18 protein-coding genes are annotated in these 15,322 nt (G+C 68.4%); 14 read left to right on the forward strand and 4 right to left on the reverse strand.

Going from position 1 to position 15,322, the window contains the following annotated elements; all coding sequences use genetic code 11:
• Positions 1 to 440: 440 nt before the first annotated feature.
• Positions 441 to 1,109 (forward strand): CBS domain-containing protein, encoded by a 669-nt coding sequence (locus tag ACQPYK_RS22460; RefSeq protein ID WP_433258104.1) that lies wholly within the window; start codon positions 441 to 443, stop codon positions 1,107 to 1,109.
• Positions 1,110 to 1,228: 119 nt separating this feature from the next.
• On the opposite strand, the gene ACQPYK_RS22465 is transcribed toward ACQPYK_RS22460, so the two are convergent.
• Positions 1,229 to 1,930, reverse strand: coding sequence for a CBS domain-containing protein (locus ACQPYK_RS22465; protein ID WP_433258106.1), 702 nt, complete (start codon positions 1,928 to 1,930; stop codon positions 1,229 to 1,231).
• Between the two features lie 386 nt (positions 1,931 to 2,316).
• Between ACQPYK_RS22465 and ftsH the strand changes: the two genes are divergently transcribed.
• Positions 2,317 to 4,242: an ATP-dependent zinc metalloprotease FtsH gene (ftsH, locus tag ACQPYK_RS22470; RefSeq protein ID WP_433258108.1), complete on the forward strand. Its 1,926-nt coding sequence runs from the start codon at positions 2,317 to 2,319 to the stop codon at positions 4,240 to 4,242.
• A gap of 136 nt (positions 4,243 to 4,378) precedes the next feature.
• The gene (locus ACQPYK_RS22475) at positions 4,379 to 4,945 is read left to right on the forward strand and encodes a pyridoxamine 5'-phosphate oxidase family protein (protein ID WP_433258110.1); all 567 of its coding nucleotides are present in this window, start codon (positions 4,379 to 4,381) and stop codon (positions 4,943 to 4,945) included.
• Positions 4,946 to 5,085: 140 nt separating this feature from the next.
• Here ACQPYK_RS22475 and ACQPYK_RS22480 read toward each other — a convergent pair whose 3' ends face one another.
• Both ACQPYK_RS22480 and ACQPYK_RS22485 read right to left on the reverse strand, forming a co-directional pair.
• A complete protein-coding gene (locus tag ACQPYK_RS22480) occupies positions 5,086 to 5,292 on the reverse strand; it encodes a DUF1918 domain-containing protein (protein ID WP_433258113.1) in 207 nt (68 codons plus the stop codon).
• 87 nt (positions 5,293 to 5,379) lie between these two features.
• Positions 5,380 to 5,637, reverse strand: a complete 258-nt coding sequence (locus ACQPYK_RS22485) for a DUF1876 domain-containing protein (protein ID WP_433258114.1) — start codon at positions 5,635 to 5,637, stop codon at positions 5,380 to 5,382.
• A gap of 225 nt (positions 5,638 to 5,862) precedes the next feature.
• Between ACQPYK_RS22485 and ACQPYK_RS22490 the strand changes: the two genes are divergently transcribed.
• The 4 genes from ACQPYK_RS22490 to ACQPYK_RS22505 all read left to right on the forward strand — a co-directional run bounded on the left by ACQPYK_RS22490 (position 5,863) and on the right by ACQPYK_RS22505 (position 7,644).
• Positions 5,863 to 6,150: a cation-transporting P-type ATPase gene (locus ACQPYK_RS22490; protein WP_433258878.1), complete on the forward strand. Its 288-nt coding sequence runs from the start codon at positions 5,863 to 5,865 to the stop codon at positions 6,148 to 6,150.
• Positions 6,113 to 6,400, forward strand: coding sequence for a hypothetical protein (locus ACQPYK_RS22495; RefSeq protein ID WP_433258116.1), 288 nt, complete (start codon positions 6,113 to 6,115; stop codon positions 6,398 to 6,400). The genes ACQPYK_RS22490 and ACQPYK_RS22495 overlap by 38 nt, the downstream gene beginning before the upstream one ends.
• Positions 6,401 to 6,455: 55 nt before the next feature.
• Positions 6,456 to 7,319: a universal stress protein gene (locus ACQPYK_RS22500; protein ID WP_433258118.1), complete on the forward strand. Its 864-nt coding sequence runs from the start codon at positions 6,456 to 6,458 to the stop codon at positions 7,317 to 7,319.
• Between the two features lie 97 nt (positions 7,320 to 7,416).
• The gene (locus tag ACQPYK_RS22505) at positions 7,417 to 7,644 is read left to right on the forward strand and encodes a universal stress protein (protein WP_433258120.1); all 228 of its coding nucleotides are present in this window, start codon (positions 7,417 to 7,419) and stop codon (positions 7,642 to 7,644) included.
• 631 nt (positions 7,645 to 8,275) lie between these two features.
• On the opposite strand, the gene ACQPYK_RS22510 is transcribed toward ACQPYK_RS22505, so the two are convergent.
• Positions 8,276 to 8,665, reverse strand: coding sequence for a hypothetical protein (locus ACQPYK_RS22510; RefSeq protein WP_433258122.1), 390 nt, complete (start codon positions 8,663 to 8,665; stop codon positions 8,276 to 8,278).
• 454 nt (positions 8,666 to 9,119) lie between these two features.
• Here ACQPYK_RS22510 and ACQPYK_RS22515 point away from each other — a divergent pair, with 454 nt between their 5' ends.
• The 7 genes from ACQPYK_RS22515 to ACQPYK_RS22545 all read left to right on the forward strand — a co-directional run bounded on the left by ACQPYK_RS22515 (position 9,120) and on the right by ACQPYK_RS22545 (position 15,262).
• Positions 9,120 to 9,986 (forward strand): universal stress protein, encoded by an 867-nt coding sequence (locus ACQPYK_RS22515; protein ID WP_433258124.1) that lies wholly within the window; start codon positions 9,120 to 9,122, stop codon positions 9,984 to 9,986.
• The gene (locus ACQPYK_RS22520; protein ID WP_433258125.1) at positions 9,986 to 10,462 is read left to right on the forward strand and encodes a CBS domain-containing protein; all 477 of its coding nucleotides are present in this window, start codon (positions 9,986 to 9,988) and stop codon (positions 10,460 to 10,462) included. Before ACQPYK_RS22515 ends, ACQPYK_RS22520 begins: the two co-directional genes overlap by 1 nt.
• Before the next feature lie 67 nt (positions 10,463 to 10,529).
• The gene (locus tag ACQPYK_RS22525) at positions 10,530 to 11,345 is read left to right on the forward strand and encodes a universal stress protein (RefSeq protein ID WP_433258127.1); all 816 of its coding nucleotides are present in this window, start codon (positions 10,530 to 10,532) and stop codon (positions 11,343 to 11,345) included.
• 313 nt (positions 11,346 to 11,658) lie between these two features.
• A complete protein-coding gene (locus ACQPYK_RS22530) occupies positions 11,659 to 12,504 on the forward strand; it encodes a metalloregulator ArsR/SmtB family transcription factor (RefSeq protein WP_433258129.1) in 846 nt (281 codons plus the stop codon).
• Entirely contained in the window at positions 12,501 to 13,100 is a 600-nt protein-coding gene (locus tag ACQPYK_RS22535) for a dihydrofolate reductase family protein (protein ID WP_433258131.1), read from the forward strand. The genes ACQPYK_RS22530 and ACQPYK_RS22535 overlap by 4 nt, the downstream gene beginning before the upstream one ends.
• Before the next feature lie 487 nt (positions 13,101 to 13,587).
• Positions 13,588 to 14,247, forward strand: a complete 660-nt coding sequence (locus ACQPYK_RS22540) for a CBS domain-containing protein (RefSeq protein WP_433258133.1) — start codon at positions 13,588 to 13,590, stop codon at positions 14,245 to 14,247.
• Between the two features lie 13 nt (positions 14,248 to 14,260).
• Entirely contained in the window at positions 14,261 to 15,262 is a 1,002-nt protein-coding gene (locus tag ACQPYK_RS22545) for an Acg family FMN-binding oxidoreductase (RefSeq protein ID WP_433258135.1), read from the forward strand.
• The last annotated feature ends 60 nt before the right edge of the window (positions 15,263 to 15,322 follow it).

Below are 15,322 nucleotides of genomic sequence, written 5' to 3' on the forward strand. Positions count from 1 at the left end.
CTCGCCTTCACCGGGTCGATGGCTCGATCGGGACAGCCGGCCCCGGGGCCGTATGAAACCGTGTGCCCGCCCTATGCGGCCTCGGTTCCTGCCATCCATACTTGTCGGCCCTCCACCTGCCGGGTAGGGGCGAAGGTCCCAGAAGTCTCACCGCGGGCGTCCCGGTGGTCACGGCCGTCGCCCCTCGGCATACGGAACCGATGACCTTGCCTTCCCACTCGACTGAACAGGCATGACAGTCCGGCCATGGCCACAGCGGGAAAGAGGGCGGAAGGTCCCACCGGGGTGGGACCTTCCGCCCTGCCGCGCCGAGGCCTCTGCCGCCGATCCTGGGAAGACGGCGGACAGCTTGCCGCAGGTCGAGGCGCCGCTTTCCGGCTCGGAGACCGCCGAAGGCTGATCCGAGCATCGTCACCGAGCGGAAAGACAGGGAACAGATCATGGTGACGCGGGTGAAAGACGTCATGGGAGCGGTGGCCATAGCGGTTCACCGGGAAGCGACGTTCACCGAGCTGGTGGCGACCATGCGCCGCTTCAAGGTGAGCGCCGTCGCCGTGATCGACGCCGACGGACGCCCGGTCGGGGTGGTCTCGGAAGACGACCTACTGTTGAAGGGGACGGGTGCCTCTTACGGCGAGACCCTTCTCGAGGGCCGCGGGCGACATCATGAACGGGAGAAAACCACCGGACCGACAGCCCGGGAGATCATGAGCAGTCCGGCGTTGACGGTCACCGCGGAAACCTCGGCCCGGGAGGCGGCTCGGCTGATGAACGATCACCGGATCGAGCAGTTACCGGTGGTCGACCCCGCCAGCGGGGAGATCGCCGGAACCGTGCACCAGGCCGACCTGCTGAGGGTTCTCGACAGGCGGGCGTCCGACATTCTGGTGGATGTGGCCACGGCCATCGCGCGCCTGCGCCTGGACACGCGGACGCTGGCGATCACGGTGGACGACGGTGTGGTGCGCGTCGGGGGCAGGCTGGCCAGACGCTCGCAGATCGCTCAGCTCACCGAAGCCGGCCGCCGGATCGAAGGGGTGGTGGACCTGGAAGTCGACGCCACCTACGACCACGACGATCAGCCGGAGACCTGGCCCCTTCGCGTCTGAGAAGGCCGACCACGGCGGTTGATGTCCGATTCGGGTAGGGCGTTCTCGGGGGACATCTGAGATGACGTGTTCTCCGGCGAGCTCGCATAGCTTCGCCACACCGTGGCGGGCCGGTATCTTTACCGCCCTCTCCAGACCGGGGTGTCGTCTTGGTCCCACTCCAGCTTGTCGACCACATCGACGACCCCGTTCACCCGGCCGGCCATCCGCGCCGCGAGCTGGGCGTCACTGCGCCGGTGCATGCGCCCGGTCAGCGTGACGATCCCCTGGGCGACGGTGGCGACGGCGTCGTTGGGCTGCTCCCACAGGGTGCGCCGGAGGATCTCCTCGCGTATCTCATCGGCGATGTCGGCGTCCCGGCGGACGAAGACCTTCAGCAGGTCATGGCGGCTGATAATGCCTTCGAGAAGGCCATCGTCGTCCACCACGGGCAGCCTTTTGACGCCGTGCTCTTCCATGAGCCGCATCGCCGACACGATCGAGACGCGCGGCCCGATCGTGACCGCAGGGGCGGTCATCAACTGCGCGGCGGTGTCGCCATGGGCTTTGCCGCCGCCGCCAGCGCCCTCCTGGCTCAGCCGGTGGCGCAGCCGGGCGCGTAGCGGCGGCTGGTATCCCTCGCGGTAGTACCGTTCCCGAAACTCCTCTTTACGGAGGAGGTCCGCTTCGGAGACGACTCCGATGACGTGTCCTTCGCCGTCGACGACGGGCAGTGCGCTGACGCCGTGAGTGATGAGCACCTCGGCGACGTCCTTGAACGGAGTGCTGCCGTTGACCGACGCCACCTGCGTGGTCATGACATCCTTGACCTCAACACGCATCGCTGAACCTCCTTCACGCGCGTGCGGGCCCGACCGGAGTGCCTGCGTGGCTTCGCCTCTGCCCGGGGTTCGGGTGATGGGGACACCTCTGTCCGCTCAGCTCTCGCCGGGCTCCTCACCCCTTCATCTCACCGCCATCGGGATCGGTGGGACAGAGGCCAGAGGTCCTCGATTACCAGGTCTTTCGGCCACTGTGTAAGCCCGTTCGATGCTTTCGCCCGGCATATGAATCGGGCGGACGATGACAGGCCGCATCGATGCGGGTGAGGGCGCCGGCCTGCGGAGGGGCCTTCCGTCCTGGTCTTCGGGCCTTTCGACCCTGCTGCGCCTTTGTCGCATGGGTGAAAACTGGTGGTGAGCAGGGAAACCGATGGGGAGACCGGCTGATGATCACGCGAGTTCGGCTGTGCGGCCGGCATGTGACGGGCAAAGCGAAGCCGGGACCACCGAACGAGCCCCCGCCTCCGCCGGCGAACCCGCCGCCTCCCGGCCGGCGGCGCTGGCTGCTGCCGACGGCGATGACGATCTTCCTGTTGTGGCTGCTGATACCCATCATGTTCACCGGGTCAGCGGTCAGGCCGTACTCCTACAGCGACTTCGTGACGAAGGTGAACGCCGGACAGGTGAAGACGGTGACGATCGACGATCGGGGGGCGGTGTCCGGCGATCTGAAGGATGGTGCGAAGTTCACCACCCAGATTCCCACGGCGCTCAACGTCGGTCAGCTGGACGCCCGGCTTCAGTCCAACCATGTTCAGGTCACCGCGACCCGGTCCGACGGCTCTCTGGGGTCGATCCTGATCAGTTTCCTGCCGCTGGCACTGCTGATCGGCCTGTTCATGTGGAGTGGACGGAAGGCGCAGCAATCCCTCGCCGGTGGTATCGGCGGGTTCGGCCGGTCACGAGCGAAAATCATCGAGGCGGAGCGGCCGACGACCCGGTTCGGCGACGTCGCCGGTTATGACGGTGTCAAGCAGGAGATCAGCGAGGTCGTGGACTTCCTGCGCGCCCCCGAGCGGTACGCGGCGGCGGGTGCGAAACCACCCCGAGGCGTGATCATGGTGGGTCCTCCGGGGACGGGAAAGACGCTCATCGCCCGCGCCGTGGCCGGTGAAGCAGCCGTGCCGTTCCTGTCGGTCACCGGTTCGGCGTTCGTGGAGATGTTCGTCGGTGTGGGCGCCTCGCGGGTCCGTGACCTCTTCGACGAAGCGCGCAGACGCGCGCCCTCCATCGTATTCATCGACGAGGTCGACGCCATCGGCGGCCGGCGAGGCGGAGTGGTCACCGGCGGCAACGACGAACGCGAGCAGACGCTCAACCAGCTGCTGGCCGAGATGGACGGCTTCGATCAAAGCAGTGGAATCGTCGTTTTGGCCGCGACGAACCGGCCCGAGACCCTTGATCCGGCCTTGCTGCGCCCCGGCCGCTTCGACCGGCAGGTGACCGTGCCGTTGCCCAACCAGGTCGAGCGGGCGGCGATCCTGGCCGTTCACGCGGCCGGAAAGCATCTGGCTCCGGACGTCGATCTCGGTGTGATCGCTCGTGGCACACCGGGATTCTCCGGCGCTGACCTGGCCAACCTCGTCAACGAGGCCGCCATCAACGCCGTCAGGGCGGGCCGCACGATCATTGACGCCCATGACCTCGACGCGGCACGCGACCGGGTATTGCTCGGCCGCCGGGAGACGTCCAACGCCCTGCTTCCTCAAGAGCGCCACGCGGTGGCCGTGCACGAGTCCGGGCACGCTCTGCTCGCCACGTTGTGCGAGCACGCCGACCCGGTCGCGAAGGTGACCATCCTTCCCGCCGGTCTGACGCTCGGCGTCACCGAGCAGCTGCCCGAGGCCGAGCGGCACCTCTACAGCGAGAGCTACCTGGCCGATCTGCTCGCCGTACGGCTCGGCGGCCGGGCCGCGGAACTGGTCGTCTTCGAGGAAGGTTCCACCGGCGCCGCCAACGACCTGGCGGCCGCCACGCAGATCGCCACTCGCATGGTGCGCGACTTCGGCCTGTCGCCCGCGCTCGGCCCGGTCGGCTACTCCTCGACCACTCCCCAGTATCTGGGCGAGGACGCCGAGGACTTTCGGCGCAAGCCGTACTCCGAGCGGACCCAGAAGATCATCGACGAAGAGGTGGCCCGGCTTCTCAGCGGGGCAGAAAAGCGCGCGATCGACCTGCTGTGCGCTCACCGCGGCGCTCTGGACCGGCTCGCGGCGATCCTGGTGGAACACGAGACCATCGACGGTGACGTCGTCGGCAGTGTGCTGCGGGCCGAGCGGCTTGCGGCTACCGGTTCGGACGTCGTCACGTGACGGGCCGGCTTCCTGCCGGGTCTCGGCAACCAGCCCGATTCGGTCGATTCTTCCCGGAGAAAGGCAAGGTCATAGGGAGGGCCGGCGGGCAGCGGGCCCGAGATCGGCGTGTTGGGGCCGGGCATGCGCAGCAGCCATGATCTTCACCGATGGTTACGGTGGAGGGAAGAGGAATGTCCTGAGTCGTTCTTTGGGGTGGCCCTTCGGGGAGGAGCCGCTGGGGGAGGACATGAAGATGCACGCGCAGGATACGACGTCGTCCACAGGCGGCGGCCAGGCCGAGGTTCTGGACCGCGACACTTGCATGGCGTTATTGCGGACCGTCGGGGTCGGCCGGATCGCGTGGTCGGCTCCGAGCGGTGAAGTGGTGGTGCTGCCGGTCAACTTCGTGGTGGATCACGACGGTGTCGTGTTCAAGACCTCGCGGGGAGGAAAGCTTGACGCTGTGCGCCGAGGCGCCCCCTTGTCGTTCGAGGCCGACGACATAGAACCCGCGCTGCGCGTGGGCTGGAGCGTGCTGCTGATCGGCGTCGGCGAAATCGTCACCGATCCCGGCCAGGTGCGACGCCTGGAGGAACTGCCCGCTACCTGGGCGGTCATGGTCGAGTCGGTGTTCGTCCGTCTGACGGCTCGGCAGGTGACCGGCCGTCGTCTGCCGCTTCAGCCGGGTGGGGTGGCCGTCGAGCAGGTCGGTGGGGTTTGAGCCAGTGCCGGAAACCGTTCGGGAGGTGAGTGGACCGCCAAGGCGGTCGTGCCGGGTCGGGTTCACGGCGTAGCCGTACGTGGACGCACTGAATCGCGTGCGATCGTCGCCGGAAGGACGTGATCGTTCCGGGGCTCCGGTCAGGACGTTCCGGGTTCTGAGCGTTGATGCTCGATGCGGGCGTCCGGCCCTGGAAAGACCATGACATCGTGCTCCTGGTCAAGCCAGTGCACGTCATAGGGCGGTGAACCGTCGGCGTGATGTAGCGCGATGACGATGCCGATCCGGCGTGGCTCACCCAGATGGGTACTTTCAACGATCAATCGGTCTCCGACCTCTGCTTTCATGGTTTCTTCCCTTCTTTCCCTTTCCGGTTCCGCCCAGGCGTGGATGTTCCGTTCGTGCGGATATCGCCCGCACGGTATGAGGGGCATTCACCATGAGGTGGGGCCGGTGAACTGGGTGATGCCCTCCGAGGTGACGGAGAGCAACCTGCTCCCCGGGTCGGTCAGCGCACGGGCGACCGCGAGCTCGTCGCCGATCTCGGGTGCCGGCCGATCGGCTGGGTTGCGATGCGCGTGCCCCACTCCGGTTATGTGAGTTTTGTCCTTGGTGGACAGGACTGCCCGGACGGAGGTGTCGTCGCCCTCTTCGGCGATGTAAATCTGCACGGTCCACTGTTCGGCTTCCACGGGAAGAACCTCCGATCGAACGATCGTTCGCAAAGCTGTGCCGTGTTCGCGGCACTCGTTGCTCTGCGCTTCACCGCTGAGGACCTGTTCTCACGTGCGGATGCCCTTCCCCTCCACTATCGATGCCGCGCGACGAAACCGACAGTGCCGAAGGTCCCACCCCTGTGGGACGCTCTCCTCTACCTCAGCGATCCCTCCGCTCGGCGGCGTGAAGGCATGTCGACGATGTCTCCGGCACAGCCGGGATCGACCTCAGCGGAGGTGGCGCGGCGTCTCGCCGGTCAGGGGGCGAATGTGCTGCCGGCTGGTCGGCGGGCGCCGATGGTCGTGCTGTTACTCCGGGAGATGGTCCACTTCTTCGCGTTGATGTTGTGGGTGGCCGCGGCATTGGCGCTTGTGGCGGGTATGCCTCAGCCGGCACTGGCCATCGTCTCTGAGACTGGCCGAGGCGCACACCCTGGCAGTCAACGAGTCGATGCTGACGGGAGAGAGCGTTCCGGCGCGGCCTCATGAGGGGATGGCGGTCTTCGCCGACACCTTCGTGATCGAGGGGGAGGCGGTCGCCGTCGTGACGGCCACTGCCGCAGCGAGACCCGTTGGGCAGGGCGTCTGCGGTCGAGCACCTTCTCCCTGCTTGCGGTGCCCGGCCTTGAACGGCGCGGGTTGTCGGCGCCGGCGTGTGGGGACCCCAGGCCGCACGACCGGGCTCCGCGTCGGGCAAAGGGCGAAGGTCCTGTTCACGTCGGGACGATCGCCCCTGTGAAAAACGCTGGCGCCGCGGTCGGATGAAAACGCAGCAGAAGTGAGAGGAACAGGCCATGACCGAATCGATTATCGCCGCGACGGACGGCTCGCCCACCGCCATGGCGGCTGTGAAATGGGCGGCCGATGACGCCGCGCGCAGAGGGCTGCCGTTGAGGATCGTCCATGTCGTGGACCGCTGGCCGTACGGCATCGGCGCGTTCCCTCCGCCCGACTGGGCCGGCCTCGTGGCGCATGCCGGGGAGCGGGTGCTCGCCGAGGCGGTCAGAGCGGCCACGAAACACCGGCCGGACGTCCCCGTGACGACCGAACTGATCGATGGATCACCGGCCAGAGTTCTGCGCGACCAGGCCGGCCCGGCCACCGAACTGGTGATCGGCAGCCGTGGCCTGGGCGGTTTCGTCGGAGCGCTGCTCGGCTCGACGGTCCTTCCCGTGGCCGGTCACGCGCCCGGCATCGTCGTGGTCGTCAAGGCGGGCGCCGATGATCAGCAGGATGCGCCGCGCGGCGAGATCGTCGTCGGCGTCGACGACTCCCCGCAGTGCGAGCCCGCACTGGCCTACGCCTTCGAGCAGGCCAGGCTGCGCGGCTGCGCACTGCGCGCCGTCCACGCCTGGCAGTTGCCGGTGCACGCCTTCGCGCCCGAGATCTCCTACGACATGGACGAGATCCGCCAGGCACAGCACAAGCTGGTCAAGGACAGGCTCGGCGCCTGGCGGGAGAAGTTCCCCGAGGTGGAAGTGGTGGAGGACGTTCAGAGCGCGCACCCCGTGCAAGCTCTCACCGACGCCTCCACCAGGGCCGATCTGGTCGTCGTGGGCTCTCGGGGGATGGGCGCTCTCGGTTCGGTGCTGCTGGGCTCGGTCAGCCGCGGCGTACTGCACCACGCCCACTGCCCGGTGGCGGTGGTCCGGTCCTGAGCACCGGGCTCGCGTGGCAGATCGAGGCAGGGCCCTGCCGATCCCGCCGCTCACCCGGTCACGCCCACCCTCGCCATCGGCGGAGGAAGAAGGCCTCATGATCGTCGTTGGAGTCGGCGGTTCGCAGGGTGGTTTGGAGGCTGTGAGCTGGGCGATGTGTGAAGCCGGGATGCGCTGGGCTGAGGTGGAATCCGAACTGCTGCGGGGAGATCCCCAGCTCAGCCTGATCAAAGCCTCCAAGGACGCGGATCTCCTGGTGGTCGGCCGCCATGGGCTGGGCGGCTTCGGAGGACTGCTCCTCGGCTCGGTCGCGCTGGGTGTATGAGGAACGCCCGGTCCTGCACGGCTATCGCGGCCAGGTCGCAGGCACGCACGCCCAGCAGGGCGATGCGGGGCGCCTCGACTTCGGCCTCCTCCACTGTCCCCTCGCGCATCTGGAACAGACGCTGCCGGGGCGGCTGGGTGTAGCGCTTGGCCGAGTCGGGGCTCGCGGCGAAACCGACACCAGATCGTCGTGCCGCTCGGTCAGCCGGTAGCGCCCGGGTTGCTGTTCGTCACCTCGCCCTGCGGGTAGCTGCGCGGAGCAGGAGATCTCGATGAACCGGATGGCCCCGTCCCGCGTCGGCCCGACGACGGTGAAGCCACGAGAGCGCAACTCGGCGATGAGCGGTTCCAGCGACTCTGTCACAACGGTGTTCATGGGACGTCCCCTTTTCGTCCCTGGCTTTCGTATGTCGGATCCTCGCTCTGGGACAGGAGACGATGTGATCTTCCTTCCACACAGGCTTGCCGGCCATGCGGATGACACGTCTGAGATTTCGCCATGCTCGTACCACGATGGTCGCCTCACTGCGCCGACCCGGCAGGAAGGACCACCACGTCGACGCTGACGCCTCCACCACGGAAGGACCATCCATAGGGGCGATGTCTCCAGACGAGATCCTTTATTTCGAACATTACGTCTCGCGGATGAGAACGCGCAGTGCCGAAAGTCCCTCGCTGGACGGCCAGGAGACTCCAGTTGAGGAGAGATACGCGCGACCGGCCGGCGGGTCCTTCCTGGCAGGGGCCCAACGGCACCCCACCGAGCTTGCGCCGGCCTGCGAGCGATTCACGCCTGGAACTGGCCCGTCGGCTGCGGGACGTTCGCCTTCTTCCTCACCCTGACCGGGATGGTCATCACCTACCTGATCCTGGTCGAGTTCGCCAGGAAGGTGTTCTTCGCAGGCCCTGTCGACGGGCCGCTCGTCGTCCCGCGCGACCATCGCCGCGTTCCATTCGTAGCCGAGACCGGTCAGGATCTCATCAAGCCCTTCCTCGCCCAGGAGGTGGAACAGCATGAGCACGTCGGCCTGCTTGGAGACCTTGTACCGGTTCGGTGTGTCCCCTTCGGCCTCCAGGATGCGGTCCAGCCGCCGGATGTCTCCGTACTTCTCCCGGCAGGTGGCCCAAGTCGCCGGGGACCGTCATGTGTTCGGTCATCGAAATCTCCCAATGGGGAAGCAAAGACGATCACGGGCGTGAGACCGTCGGATGCCGCGCACCCTCAACCGGACCGCGTGCGGGCCTTCCGGCGTCACTCGCTTCTCATCCACGGGGAAACAGCGCTCAGCAGGTCAAGAATGCCGCCGTGTGTCGGCCTGCCTTCGCGGGAGGCGTTTTCCATGTCCTTCATTCCACTACGGACGAGGTCTGGTGACAGGGGCCGGAAGTCCCTGATGACCGGGTCCTTCGGCCGCTGTGGAAAACGCCGGGAGAGGGTCGGATGGAAACGGAAGGGGAAAGCCAGAGGAGGACGACATGACAGCACATGTAGTGGTGGGCGTGGACGGCTCACCTTCTTCGCAGGCCGCGGTGGAATGGGCCGCCGCCGACGCCGTGCGGCGCGGATGCGCCCTGCGGATCGTCCAGGCGTGCGAGCCGTGGATCTACGACATTCCACTGCAGACCCCGCCGGGTTTTCGCGACTCGATGAGCGAGTACTACCAGGGCGTGCTGGAAGAGGCCGCGGCCCTGGCGCGTGAGCGCGCCCCGGGAGTCGAGGGCGACACCGTGCTGGAGACGGGCCGACCGGTCGAGATCTTGCAGCGTGAGGCCGCGGACGCCGAACAGCTCGTGCTGGGCAGCCGGGGCCGCGGCGGGTTCACCGGGCTGCTGCTCGGCTCGGTCTCCCTGGCTCTGGCCGGGCACGTGGCCGTGCCGGTCGTGGTCGTGCGAGGAGACCAGGAACGGACCTACGACGAAGTCGTGGTCGGCTTCGACGCCTCCTCCCATTCGGCGGCGCCCCTGGAGTACGCCTTCGAGGAGGCCGTCCGGCGCGGCGCCCGGCTGCACGCGATCCACACCTGGCAGATGCCCGTCACCGGGCAGGGAGCCGCCGTTTACGCGCCGCTGATCGAGGAGATCTCCGAGGCCGGGCAGCGTCGGGCGGCGGACACGCTCGCTCCCTGGCGGGACAAGTACCCGCAGGTGAAGGTCGAGGAGACGGCGGTGTACGGGCATCCGGTCGCCGTGATCTGCGAGGCCTCGCAGACTGCGGACCTGGTCGTCGTCGGCTCGCGCGGGCTGGGCCGGCTCGGCGCGGCCGTGCTGGGCTCGGTCAGCCACGGGGTGTTGCACCATGCCCGGTGTCCCGTCGCGGTGGTGCCCGCCCGGGGTGAGGCGTGATGGACGTGCGTGAGCTCACGGTGGCACAGGTGATGAGCCGGACGCTGGTCGCCGTCGAACCCGACGAGTCCCCGCTGATGGCGTGGGAGATCATGCGTCGTGCCGGGGTCCACCATCTGCCGGTCGTCGACAGGCACGGCTGCCTGCGCGGTGTGCTCACCCGGGAGGATCTCACCGCCCGCTGGTCCGGCGGCCCGGTCGAGCAGTCACGCGCGCGGGTCCATGCGTTGCTGGCCGAGCACCGCTGCCCGCACACCACCCTCGACGCGCGCCTGGCCGACGCCGCGGCGGCCATGATCGGCGCCGGTGTCGATGCCATCCCGGTCCTGGGGGAGTCGAACAGGCTGGTGGGGATGGTGACCGCCACCGACGTGCTGCGGGCGGTGGCGGGCCGCATCACCGAGGAGGAGCCGCCGGAGCTGATGACGGGGACGTTCCGCCTGATCCCGGTCCTGCCCCATGTCCCAGGGAGGTGACGCGGAGCCTTCGCTCCCTTCCCGATCGTCGAACGACGCGACGTCGCGGCTGAAGGGATGGTCGCTCATGAGGCGAGAGATCGTCGTCGGATTCGACGGATCACCGCAGAGCCGTACCGCCGTCGAATGGGCGGCGCGAGAGTGCGGGACAGGCCGGGCGGAGCTGACCGTCTGCCATGTCTGGGACGGCCCCCACGCCGAGCGCGAGGTGGCGATCGCCGGGCAGGTGCGCAGGCTGGCGGGCCGGACCTTGATCGAGGGGGTGGAACTGGCCGAGAAACTGCTGCCCGGCCGGGCCGTGCGGTCGATCCTGGCTCGGGGGGCTCCAGGGCCGGAGTTGGTCTCGCTCAGCCGGGCGGCGGAGATGTTGGTCGTCGGCCGCCGGGGGCTCGGCGGAGTCGCCGGGCTGCTGCTCGGCTCGGTGAGCAGCCACGTCGCCACCCACGCCCTCTGCCCCGTGCTGGCCGTACGGCAGGCTGACCCGGCATCACCGTCGTCTCCGGGGAACGTCGTGGTGGGGGTGGACGGATCCATCTGCTCGGTGGCGGCTCTGAGGTTCGCGCTGGGGCATGCCCGGGTTCACCGGCTGCCGGTACACGTGATCCACGCGCGGAAGGACACCTCGTCACGGTCCGGATGGGAGGTCGAGCAGTGGCTCGCCGAGACCGTGGCCTCACTGTCCGGCGACCGTTCCGGCGTGGCCGTCACGGCCGGCACGGTCAGCGGGCCGCCACTTCCCGTCCTGCTGGCCGGTAGCCGTCAGGCGCGGCTGCTGGTCGTCGGGTCCCGGGGACTGGGGGCTCTCGGCTCGGTGCTGCTGGGCTCGGTCAGCCGCGGCGTACTGCACCACGCCCACGGTCCCGTGGCGATCGTCCGGTCCTGACCGTCGAGTCATCCATGGGCCGAAGGTCCTGATCAAAGCGGACCTCCGTTTCTGGGACGACTCAGCCCGCCGCAGGAGGCTGAGAACACGAGACGGTTCGCCACCATCGCGCTTCTCCTGGCCGCCATGACCGGATTGCCGGCCGGACTCACGCTTCACCTGGCCGGTGCGGAGGCGGCCGGTGACATCGTGTGGACGGTGGTCACCGGCGTGGCCCTGGTGCCCGGATCCGGCTTGGCCGATCCCGGAGCTGCGCGACCGATCCATATATATTCCTTGACATGAATATTCCCTGTGGTGAATATTTGTCGCCATGGACGCACTCCTCACCGCACTGGCCGACCCGGCCCGCTGGCGGCTCGTGAGCCTGTTGGCCGAGCGGCCCCGGCCGGTCGGCGTCCTCGCCCAGCTCGCCCAGGCGCGCCAGCCGCAGACGACCAAGCATCTGCAGACTCTTGAGCGCGCGGGTGTCGTCACCTCCCAGCGCACCGGCCAGCGCCGCATCTACGCGCTCCGTCCCGAACCCCTGCGGGATCTGGCGGCTGCGCTCAGCCGGCTCGCCGACACCGCGGACCAGGTCGGTGGCCCGCGCGAGACCTACGACCGCTACGGGCTCAGCCTCCACGCAGAGCGGCTCGCCGCGAAGGAGCCGGGGTGGGCCGACGGTCGCTCGTTCAGGTTCCTCCGGTCGCTGACGGGGCGGCCCGAGCTGGTCTGGCGCCATCTGACCGAGACCTCCCTGCTCGCCCAGTGGTGGACGCCCGACGACCTGCGCGTCTCCGAGCTCGTCTTCGAGGCACGACCGGGTGGGCGGATCGTCCATGAGTACCGCGATGCCGATGACGCCGACGGCTCCGACCTGGTCGCCGGGCGCGCGCAGGGAGTAGTCGACGACGTACGCCCCGGTGAGCGCCTCGCCTACCGGCTCTCCCCGCTGCTTCCCGACGGCGGCCTCGCCTTCACCGCCCACCTCGACCTCGGCCTCCGGCCCACCGACACCGGCACGGACCTCGAGGTCCACTTCCGGATCACCGACAGCACCGTCGACTCCGCGGACTTCATCGCAGGCATCGAGATCGGCTTCGGCCAGAGCCTCGACAAGCTCGCGGCGATCCTTGCCGCGGACTCGCACGACACCGATACAAGGAGCACGAAATGACCAACCCGACCGGCCGCAGGGTGACCGCGAACCTGGCCCTCACTCTCGACGGGCGCTACAACGGTCCCGGCGGGTCCAGCGATTTCGGGGCGTTCGCCCCATATGTGACCACCGAGGTCGCGCGAGACCACATGACCCGCATCTGGGAGGGCGCGACGACGGCACTGCTCGGCCGGCTCAATGCCGAAGGATTCATGGGGTACTGGCCGTCGGTCGCCGAAGACGACAACGCCGATCCGCGTGATCGCGGCTACGCGAAGTGGCTGGTCGACACGGAAAAGGTGGTCTTCTCGACCACCTTGACCGAAGCGCCGTGGGAACGCACCCGCGTGGTGAACGCCCCCGCCGCGGACGTCGTCGCCGAACTCAAGGCCACCGGTGAGGGCGACATCCTCGTCAACAGCAGCGCGAGCCTCATCAAGGCGCTCCTCTCGGCAGACCTGCTCGACCGGCTGTATCTCATGATCTTCCCCGAGATCGCCGGGGGTGGGCAGCGACTGTTCGACGACGGCCTGCCGGCTTCGAAGTGGAAGCTCACACACCAGGAGACCGGCGAGCTGGGCGAGATCGCCATGGTCTACGACCGGGTCCGCTGAACCGGCCGATCAGCGCACCCGGCCGGCGAGGTGGCCCCAGTTCGAAGCCTTGACGGTTGCGTCACGGCGAGCTCGGCGCGACCGCCGTGACGCAACCCTGTCAGAGCCCGCCGGGGTCCTACTCGCCGGGGACCGGGCCGAGGTCGCCGAGAGTGTGGGCCTGGTGCTCGGAGTCGACCAGGTGCCGGCCGAGCAGACCCCCGCCGCTAAGGTCCGGACGGTACGGCAGGAGGCGGCCAGGGCGGTGACCATGATGGTCGGCGACGGGATCGACGATGCCCCGGCTCCGGGCGGCGGCCGATGTCGGGGTGGCGATGGGTGCCCGGGGTTCGGCCGTCTCCCCTCAGGTCGCCGGCTCGCTGGCAGGACGAAACTCGACATGGGTATGAAAACGGACATAGGTCCCTCGCGTGGGGGACTTTCGCCGCTGACACTCTCGACAGCACTGCGAGATCGTCGTGATTGAGGGTCTTCGAGGAGGTCAATCATGAAGGTCTCAGATGTCATGGGCACCAGGGCGATCGCGGTGCGGCCGGAGGCGTCCTTCACCGAGATCGTTGAGGCCATGCGGCGTTTCGAGGTCACTGCGCTCACCGTCATCGACGCCGATGGACACCCCATCGGGGTGGTCTCCGACGATGACCTGCTGCTCAAGGAGACCGACTCCGTGTCTGCGGGCAGTGTCTTCGACGGCCGCCGCAGACGCGAGGAGCATCACAAAGCCGCAGGCATCACGGCCCGAGGGGTGATGACCAGCCCCGCGATCACGGTCACGAAGGACACCGCCGTCCGGGACGCGGCGCAGCTGATGCATCGCTACCGGATCAAGCAGCTTCCCGTGATCGAGATGGCCACCGGACGTCTCGTCGGAACCGTGCGTCAGAGCGATCTGCTGAGGGTCTTCACCCGTCCGGCCGAGGGGATCGACCGTGAGATCACCGAGATCTGCAATCGGCTCTACGTCGACCGGGAGCACCTGACGGTCGGCATCGAAGCGGGTGTGGTCACGCTGACGGGTCAAGTCGGTTTCCGTTCGCAGATCTCCCGCCTCGTCGCGGCCGTCCGCGGGACCGACGGCGTCCTCGACGTGGACAGCCACCTGACCTACCGATCCGACGATCTGGCCCCCATCCCGCCCCTCCTGTGACAGAGGTGAAGCCATGAATACCCGCACGACCGAGGAGGTCGCCTCAACGATCCGCGCGGCGGTTCAGGCCGCCGTGTGGGCGCCGTCGGTGCACAACACCCAGCCGTGGTCCTTCGCCGTCGACGGTGAGGAGCTCGCCCTGCGGGCCGACAGCGACAGGAAACTGCGGCTCAGCGACGCCATGGGCCGGGAAATGCTGATCAGCTGTGGTGCCGCCCTGATGAACATACGGCTCACGCTGCGCGCGCTCGGCTGGGAGCCACAGGTGCGGGTGCTACCCGACCCCGACCGCCCCGCCCTGCTGGCGACGGTGCGAATGGGGGAGGCCGTCACCGCCGATGAGCACACCCGGATGCTGCACGCCGAGATCGAACGCCGCCGTACCCACCGCGCCGGATTCACCGAGCTGCCCGTACCGGACCGTCTCGTCGAGGCGCTGGTGTCCCAGGCGGGCGCCGAGGGGGTACGGCTGACCCCGGTCCGGTCCGAGGCCGCCGTCCGGGTGCTGGCCGCGCTCACCTGTGCCGCCCAAGATGTGCAGGCCCAGGACCGGCTGTTCACCCTGGAGATGATCAGCTGGGCCCAGCCGCCGGACAGCTCCCGTAAAGAAGGGGTCCCGGCGCGGGGCTACCCGCGCGAGCCCCGGCCGACCCATCCGCACTTCGCCCAGCGCGACTACGCCCACGGCCACCCGTGGGGCAGCGATACCGACCAGTTCAACGCCACCTCCACCGGGACCGTGGCGGTGCTGACCACATCGGCGGACACCCGCGAGGACTGGATCACGGCCGGCCAGGCGCTGCAGCGTGTCCTGCTGCACGCCTCCGCCTACGACGTCCACGCGGCCTTCCACACCCAGGCATTGGAGACGTTCCACCTGCGGGAGTTCCTGCGGCAGGAACTGCTGTCGGGCGAGCACCCCCAGACGATCATGCGGCTGGGCTACACCTCCGACGACAGCGAGGGCGTCCGGCGGCCGGTCACCGACGTGCTGCAAGAACGCCGGCCGAACTGACCCAGAGGTGCAAGGCTCCGCAAGCTCGACCCGTGCGGCGGACTGCCTGCAGGTCAGTCC

This window comes from Streptosporangium sp. CA-135522 (assembly GCF_050949235.1).
In the GTDB taxonomy this organism is placed as follows: Bacteria; Actinomycetota; Actinomycetes; order Streptosporangiales; family Streptosporangiaceae; genus Streptosporangium.

Bases quoted from the DNA above. Each gene is read 5' to 3' on its own strand.
- ACQPYK_RS22460 (WP_433258104.1), top strand. From the start codon at position 441: ATGGTGACGCGGGTGAAAGACGTCATGGGAGCGGTGGCCATAGCGGTT.
- ACQPYK_RS22465 (WP_433258106.1), bottom strand. From the start codon at position 1,930: ATGCGTGTTGAGGTCAAGGATGTCATGACCACGCAGGTGGCGTCGGTC.
- ftsH (WP_433258108.1), top strand. From the start codon at position 2,317: ATGATCACGCGAGTTCGGCTGTGCGGCCGGCATGTGACGGGCAAAGCG.
- ACQPYK_RS22475 (WP_433258110.1), top strand. From the start codon at position 4,379: ATGATCTTCACCGATGGTTACGGTGGAGGGAAGAGGAATGTCCTGAGT.
- ACQPYK_RS22480 (WP_433258113.1), bottom strand. From the start codon at position 5,292: ATGAAAGCAGAGGTCGGAGACCGATTGATCGTTGAAAGTACCCATCTG.
- ACQPYK_RS22490 (WP_433258878.1), top strand. From the start codon at position 5,863: ATGTCTCCGGCACAGCCGGGATCGACCTCAGCGGAGGTGGCGCGGCGT.
- ACQPYK_RS22495 (WP_433258116.1), top strand. From the start codon at position 6,113: ATGCTGACGGGAGAGAGCGTTCCGGCGCGGCCTCATGAGGGGATGGCG.
- ACQPYK_RS22500 (WP_433258118.1), top strand. From the start codon at position 6,456: ATGACCGAATCGATTATCGCCGCGACGGACGGCTCGCCCACCGCCATG.
- ACQPYK_RS22505 (WP_433258120.1), top strand. From the start codon at position 7,417: ATGATCGTCGTTGGAGTCGGCGGTTCGCAGGGTGGTTTGGAGGCTGTG.
- ACQPYK_RS22515 (WP_433258124.1), top strand. From the start codon at position 9,120: ATGACAGCACATGTAGTGGTGGGCGTGGACGGCTCACCTTCTTCGCAG.
- ACQPYK_RS22520 (WP_433258125.1), top strand. From the start codon at position 9,986: ATGGACGTGCGTGAGCTCACGGTGGCACAGGTGATGAGCCGGACGCTG.
- ACQPYK_RS22525 (WP_433258127.1), top strand. From the start codon at position 10,530: ATGAGGCGAGAGATCGTCGTCGGATTCGACGGATCACCGCAGAGCCGT.
- ACQPYK_RS22530 (WP_433258129.1), top strand. From the start codon at position 11,659: ATGGACGCACTCCTCACCGCACTGGCCGACCCGGCCCGCTGGCGGCTC.
- ACQPYK_RS22535 (WP_433258131.1), top strand. From the start codon at position 12,501: ATGACCAACCCGACCGGCCGCAGGGTGACCGCGAACCTGGCCCTCACT.
- ACQPYK_RS22540 (WP_433258133.1), top strand. From the start codon at position 13,588: ATGAAGGTCTCAGATGTCATGGGCACCAGGGCGATCGCGGTGCGGCCG.
- ACQPYK_RS22545 (WP_433258135.1), top strand. From the start codon at position 14,261: ATGAATACCCGCACGACCGAGGAGGTCGCCTCAACGATCCGCGCGGCG.